Raw genomic sequence first — 5,000 nt, 5'->3', positions numbered from 1 at the left:
TGGTCGCCAGCACCTCGTTCGAAGGATCGACATGCATGTAATACTGCTCGGACCGGTAGGGGAAATCCTCGATGCCTCGCATGATCGGGTCGTCGCCCCGCGTCACATTCACATGATAGTCGATGATGTTGCCGGGATGCGCGACCCATTGCCCACCGCACATGAACTGGTATTCGGGCGATTCGCGAAATGCGTCGGCCATGCCGCCATGGTACCCGCCAAGGCCGACGCCGTTTTCGACCGCTTTCGTCAGATTGGCTTCTTCCGCCTTGGTAAGCTTGGACATCGTGTAGATCGGCACGATCAGGCTGAGCTCGGCGATCGCCGGGTCGGCGAAGACCGCGGTCGTGTTCTCGACGCGCACGGCAAAGCCTTCCTCCTCGAGCATCGCCTTGACGACGCGGGCGCCGGCTTCGGGCTCATGGCCCTCCCAGCCGCCCCATACGATCAGCGCCTGCCGCATCTTTCTCTCCGTCGGTTTGGTTGCATTCATTCGAGATCGCCAAGGGCGAATAGTTACCGAGTTTTCGGACGTAAACGCATGTCAGCAAAGAAAGCCCGAGGCGAGCCGGCCCACAAGTGGGCATTTGGGAACGCGGGCACGCCTTCGCCAGTTCACCCGTTAGGCGTTACCCGAAAAAAGCCGGCGGAGTGGTGACATCCCGGTCGCAGGAACCAGATTGAGTTGAGGGCCATTGGTGGCCATCACGAACTTGCAGGAGCATGATCATGATTCTCGCCTTCGGCGCGCAGGAGATTTTGCAGGCAGTGTCATTCCCGCCCTTGCTACGCGAGGCGCGCGCGTCCGTGCCTTCATCCGCAAGCCTGAGCAGGCTGAACAGGTGCGCGGTCACGGCGCAACCGAAGTCGCCATCGGCGACCTGCGCGATCGCGCGGCTTTAGACGCAGCACTCAAGGACGTCGGCGCCGTCTTCTATATCGCCCCGGCCTTCATTCCCGCCGAGGCCGACGTGGGAAAAACTGTCGTGAAGGCTGCCATCGACGCGGGTGTGCGCCGATTGGTGTTTTCGGCCGTGATCCATCCGGCGCTTTCGGACCTCGTCAATCATGTCGCCAAGGCGCCGGTCGAGGAGGCGGTTCTCAACTCCGGCCTGGAATATACGTTCCTCCATCCGGCGCGCTGACCTTGCCCCTGTGATCTAATCCGGTTTGAAGTTCGTTCTGGCCCATCGAGAGGACCAGGCCATGAAGCGCAGCCGCTTCTCTGAAGAGCAGATCATCGGAATTTTGAAGGAGCATGAGGCCGGGGTGTCGGTCGCCGATCTGTGTCGGAAGCACGGCGTCAGCGATGCTTCGATCTACAACTGGAAGGCCCGCTTCGGCGGGATGGATGTCCCCGAGGCTCGGCGACTGAAGGCGCTGGAGGACGAGAACACGCGGCTGAAGCGGCTTCTGGCCGACGCCATGCTCGACAATGCCGCGCTGAAGGATCTCGTGGGAAAGAAATGGTAACGCCCGCGGCCAAGCGGAAAGCTGTCGCTCACCTGAGGGAAGGCTTCGGGATGAGCGAACGACGGGCGTGTAAAGCCATCGGCTGTTGCCGCATGACGGTTCGCTACGAGACCAGCAGGCCGGACGACCGCGAGGTTCGCGAGCGGATGAAGGCGATCGCGCAGGAGCGTCGCCGGTCCGGCTACCGGCGTCTTCTCGTGATGCTGAGGCGGGAGGGCCTGGTCGTGAACCACAAGAAGCTGTTCCGGCTCTATCGGGAGGAGAAGCTCGCCGTTCGCCGCCGTGGCGGCCGCAAGCGGGCGATCGGGACCAGGGCGCCGATGCTGGTGCCGCTGAGGCCCGACGAGCGCTGGTCGCTCGACTTCGTATCGGACCAGCTCACCGACGGGCGCCGCTTCCGCATCCTGGCCGTCGTCGACGACTGCACGAGAGAGTGCCTGGCACTCATCGTTGATACGTCGCTCTCGGGCATGCGGGTTGCCCGCGAACTGGACCGGCTCATCACCGAGCGCGGCCGGCCGAGGATGATCGTCAGCGACAATGGCAGCGAGTTCACCTCCAACGCCATCCTCGCCTGGGCAGATCAGAACCGCGTCGAATGGCATTACATTGCGCCGGGCAAGCCGATGCAGAATGGCTTCATCGAGAGCTTCAACGGCCGACTGCGCGATGAACTGCTCAACGAGACGCTGTTTACCTCGCTGGCTCAGGCGCGCGTAGCCATCGCCCTGTGGCGCGCCGACTACAACACCGCACGGCCACACTCCCAAATCGCCTGGCAGACACCGGCCGAGTTCGCCACCACCTTCAATCCGCGACGGTCGCTCGCGCTGCGCTATGCCAAAGGCTCCGCGCCAGCGACCGTCGCTTCACCCGCCCAGCAGGGCACAACCCACGCCGGAAACGAACTCAAAACTGGATAGAAATTGGGGGCAAGGTCAGCGCTACTTTCAGAACTACGCGGCATTCTGGCCCAAAATCGTGAAGGAGGGCGTGCTCGCGGAGCCTTGGTCGTCCGAGACCCGTTTCTCGCTGGTCGACTATCGCGATGTCGCCGAGGTCGCGGCGATAGCCCTGACGGAAGACCGGCTGCTTTTTGGCACGTTCGAACTTTGCGCACGCGGGCAACTCGATCGACACGACGTCGGCGCGCTGATGAGCGATGTGCTGGGCCGCAAAATCGGGGAGCGCCGCGATCCCGGTGTCCTCGGTGTCGTTTCCCAGGACTTGAAGGCGATGTTCGATCACTACGATCACCACGGGCTGCTCGGCAACCCGCTGACGCTGCGTGCGATCCTGGGTCGTGAGCCGCGGTCGCTGCGTGCATATCTGGAGGAATTGGCGCGCGGCGATCCTGCTGGATTCGGTAAGCAAGGATGAACTACCGGCCCTGGCGGCCAAAAAGCAAAACGCCCGCTTTCGCGGGCGTTTGTTTGGTTGCGGGGACAGGATTTGAACCTGTGACCTTCAGGTTATGAGCCTGACGAGCTACCGGGCTGCTCCACCCCGCGTCACCTACGAGCAAGCGTTTGCTTGCAACTACGAGCAAGCGTTTGCTTGCGTTCTTGGGCGTAAGCGCAAGCCTATGGATAGGTTGGCCTACAGATAGGTAGACGGCTCACCAAATGAAAGGGCCGCTTTCGCGGCCCGGGGTCCCGTTGGCGGGCCTTTATCGTAGAGAGAAGATGAGAGTTGAACATGCGCTTGGCAGACCTGGCAGCGACCTACTCTCCCGCGTCTTGAGACGAAGTACCATCAGCGCTGGAGCGTTTCACGGCCGAGTTCGGAATGGGATCGGGTGCAGCCGCTCCGCCATAACCACCAGGTCGGCAAAACGCATGTTCAAATCGAGAAGCTTTTTAAAGCGAATAGCCGATAGTGAGTAGCCAATAGGGGACCCTATTTGCTGCTTTCCAAGCTGTTCGCTGGTCTTTGTTGTGCCTTGGATGTTCATTCGGCCCGGCACCCTTCGAAGCGAAGCTTCGCAAGGTCGACCGACCGTCGGCGCCGTTGCGCCGCACCCACGTAGCGCCGCCCGAAGGGCGGAACAAGCGTGAGTGAGAATGGCGACAATCCTTCGGATTGTGCCTTGATGGATATAAGTAATGAGAACGATCAAGCCTATCGAACTATTAGTACCGGTAAGCTTCAAGCGTTGCCGCTCTTCCACACCCGGCCTATCAACGTGGTCGTCTTCCACGGTTCTCAGGGAATACTCGTTTCAAGGTGGGTTTCCCGCTTAGATGCCTTCAGCGGTTATCCCGTCCGGATATAGCTACCCTGCGATGCGGCTGGCGCCACAACAGGTCCACCAGAGATCCGTCCATCCCGGTCCTCTCGTACTAGGGACAGATCCTTTCAATATTCCTACACCCACGGCAGATAGGGACCGAACTGTCTCACGACGTTCTGAACCCAACTCACGTACCGCTTTAAATGGCGAACAGCCATACCCTTGGGACCTGCTCCAGCCCCAGGATGCGATGAGTCGACATCGAGGTGCCAAACAACCCCGTCGATATGGACTCTTGGGGGTCATCAGCCTGTTATCCCCGGCGTACCTTTTATCCGTTGAGCGATGGCCCTTCCACGCGGGACCACCGGATCACTATGACCGACTTTCGTCTCTGCTCGACTTGTCAGTCTCGCAGTCAGGCAGGCTTATGCCATTGCACTCAGCGAACGATTTCCGACCGTTCTGAGCCCACCATCGCGCGCCTCCGTTACTCTTTAGGAGGCGACCGCCCCAGTCAAACTACCCACCATACATTGTCCCGGACCCGGATAACGGGCCGCGGTTAGACATCCATAGTAATAAGGGTGGTATTTCAAGGGTGGCTCCACCTGAGCTGGCGCCCAGGCTTCAAAGCCTACCACCTATCCTACACATGCCACTACGAATGCCAATGTAAAGCTATAGTAAAGGTGCACGGGGTCTTTCCGTCTAACCGCAGGAACCCCGCATCTTCACGGGGAATTCAATTTCACTGAGTCTATGCTGGAGACAGCGGGGAAGTCGTTACGCCATTCGTGCAGGTCGGAACTTACCCGACAAGGAATTTCGCTACCTTAGGACCGTTATAGTTACGGCCGCCGTTTACTGGGGCTTCGATTCAGAGCTTGCACCCCTCCTCTTAACCTTCCAGCACCGGGCAGGCGTCAGACCCTATACGTCGCCTTGCGGCTTCGCAGAGCCCTGTGTTTTTGATAAACAGTCGCTACCCCCTGGTCTGTGCCACCCTCCCTAGCTTGCGCTAAAAAGGGTCACGCTTCTTCCGAAGTTACGCGTGCAATTTGCCGAGTTCCTTCAGCATAGTTCTCTCAAGCGCCTTGGTATACTCTACCTGACCACCAGTGTCGGTTTCGGGTACGGTCTATAAGGAGGAGCTATTTCCTGGAACCACTCCGCTGCCCGTTCAATCCGATAAGATTGGACAACTTGTGTGATCCGTCACTACCTCCAGGCCCACGAATATTAACGTGGTTCCCATCGACTACGCGTTTCCGCCTCGTCTTAGGGGCCGGCT

4 protein-coding genes, 1 tRNA gene and 2 rRNA genes (2 of these 7 only partly in view) are annotated in these 5,000 nt (G+C 59.8%); 3 read left to right on the top strand and 4 right to left on the bottom strand.

The window, feature by feature from the left end; genetic code table 11:
* Positions 1-463, bottom strand: partial view of a ThuA domain-containing protein gene (locus EJ072_RS20910; RefSeq protein ID WP_126081099.1) — the 5' portion only. It extends 179 nt beyond the left edge of the window; the window shows 463 of its 642 coding nt (coding positions 1-463); the start codon lies at positions 461-463; the stop codon falls past the left edge of the window.
* A gap of 235 nt (positions 464-698) precedes the next feature.
* On the opposite strand from EJ072_RS20910, the gene EJ072_RS20905 reads away from it, so the two are divergent.
* The 3 genes from EJ072_RS20905 (at position 699) to EJ072_RS20895 (ending at position 2,853) form a co-directional block, all read left to right on the top strand.
* The gene (locus EJ072_RS20905) at positions 699-1,145 is read left to right on the top strand and encodes an NmrA family NAD(P)-binding protein (RefSeq protein ID WP_245466924.1); all 447 of its coding nucleotides are present in this window, start codon (positions 699-701) and stop codon (positions 1,143-1,145) included.
* 61 nt (positions 1,146-1,206) lie between these two features.
* Positions 1,207-2,396 (top strand): IS3 family transposase gene (locus tag EJ072_RS20900; RefSeq protein ID WP_126081098.1). Its coding sequence is split into 2 segments (ribosomal slippage): positions 1,207-1,456 and positions 1,456-2,396, totalling 1,191 coding nucleotides; the frame shifts between segments, so codons are not numbered across the junction.
* A 58-nt stretch (positions 2,397-2,454) separates the two neighbouring features.
* Positions 2,455-2,853 (top strand): hypothetical protein, encoded by a 399-nt coding sequence (locus tag EJ072_RS20895; protein ID WP_189343064.1) that lies wholly within the window; start codon positions 2,455-2,457, stop codon positions 2,851-2,853.
* Positions 2,854-2,907: 54 nt separating this feature from the next.
* On the opposite strand, the gene EJ072_RS20890 is transcribed toward EJ072_RS20895, so the two are convergent.
* The 3 genes from EJ072_RS20890 to EJ072_RS20880 form a co-directional block, all read right to left on the bottom strand.
* A tRNA-Met gene (locus tag EJ072_RS20890) sits at positions 2,908-2,984 on the bottom strand.
* Positions 2,985-3,184: 200 nt separating this feature from the next.
* Positions 3,185-3,299 (bottom strand): 5S ribosomal RNA (rrf, locus tag EJ072_RS20885).
* A gap of 285 nt (positions 3,300-3,584) precedes the next feature.
* Positions 3,585-5,000 (bottom strand): 23S ribosomal RNA (locus EJ072_RS20880) (it continues 1,384 nt past the right edge of the window).

Origin of the sequence: Mesorhizobium sp. M2A.F.Ca.ET.046.03.2.1 (genome assembly GCF_003952425.1) — a bacterium.
Classification (GTDB): Bacteria; Pseudomonadota; Alphaproteobacteria; order Rhizobiales; family Rhizobiaceae; genus Mesorhizobium.
This window is presented reverse-complemented; position numbering and strand designations above follow the sequence as displayed.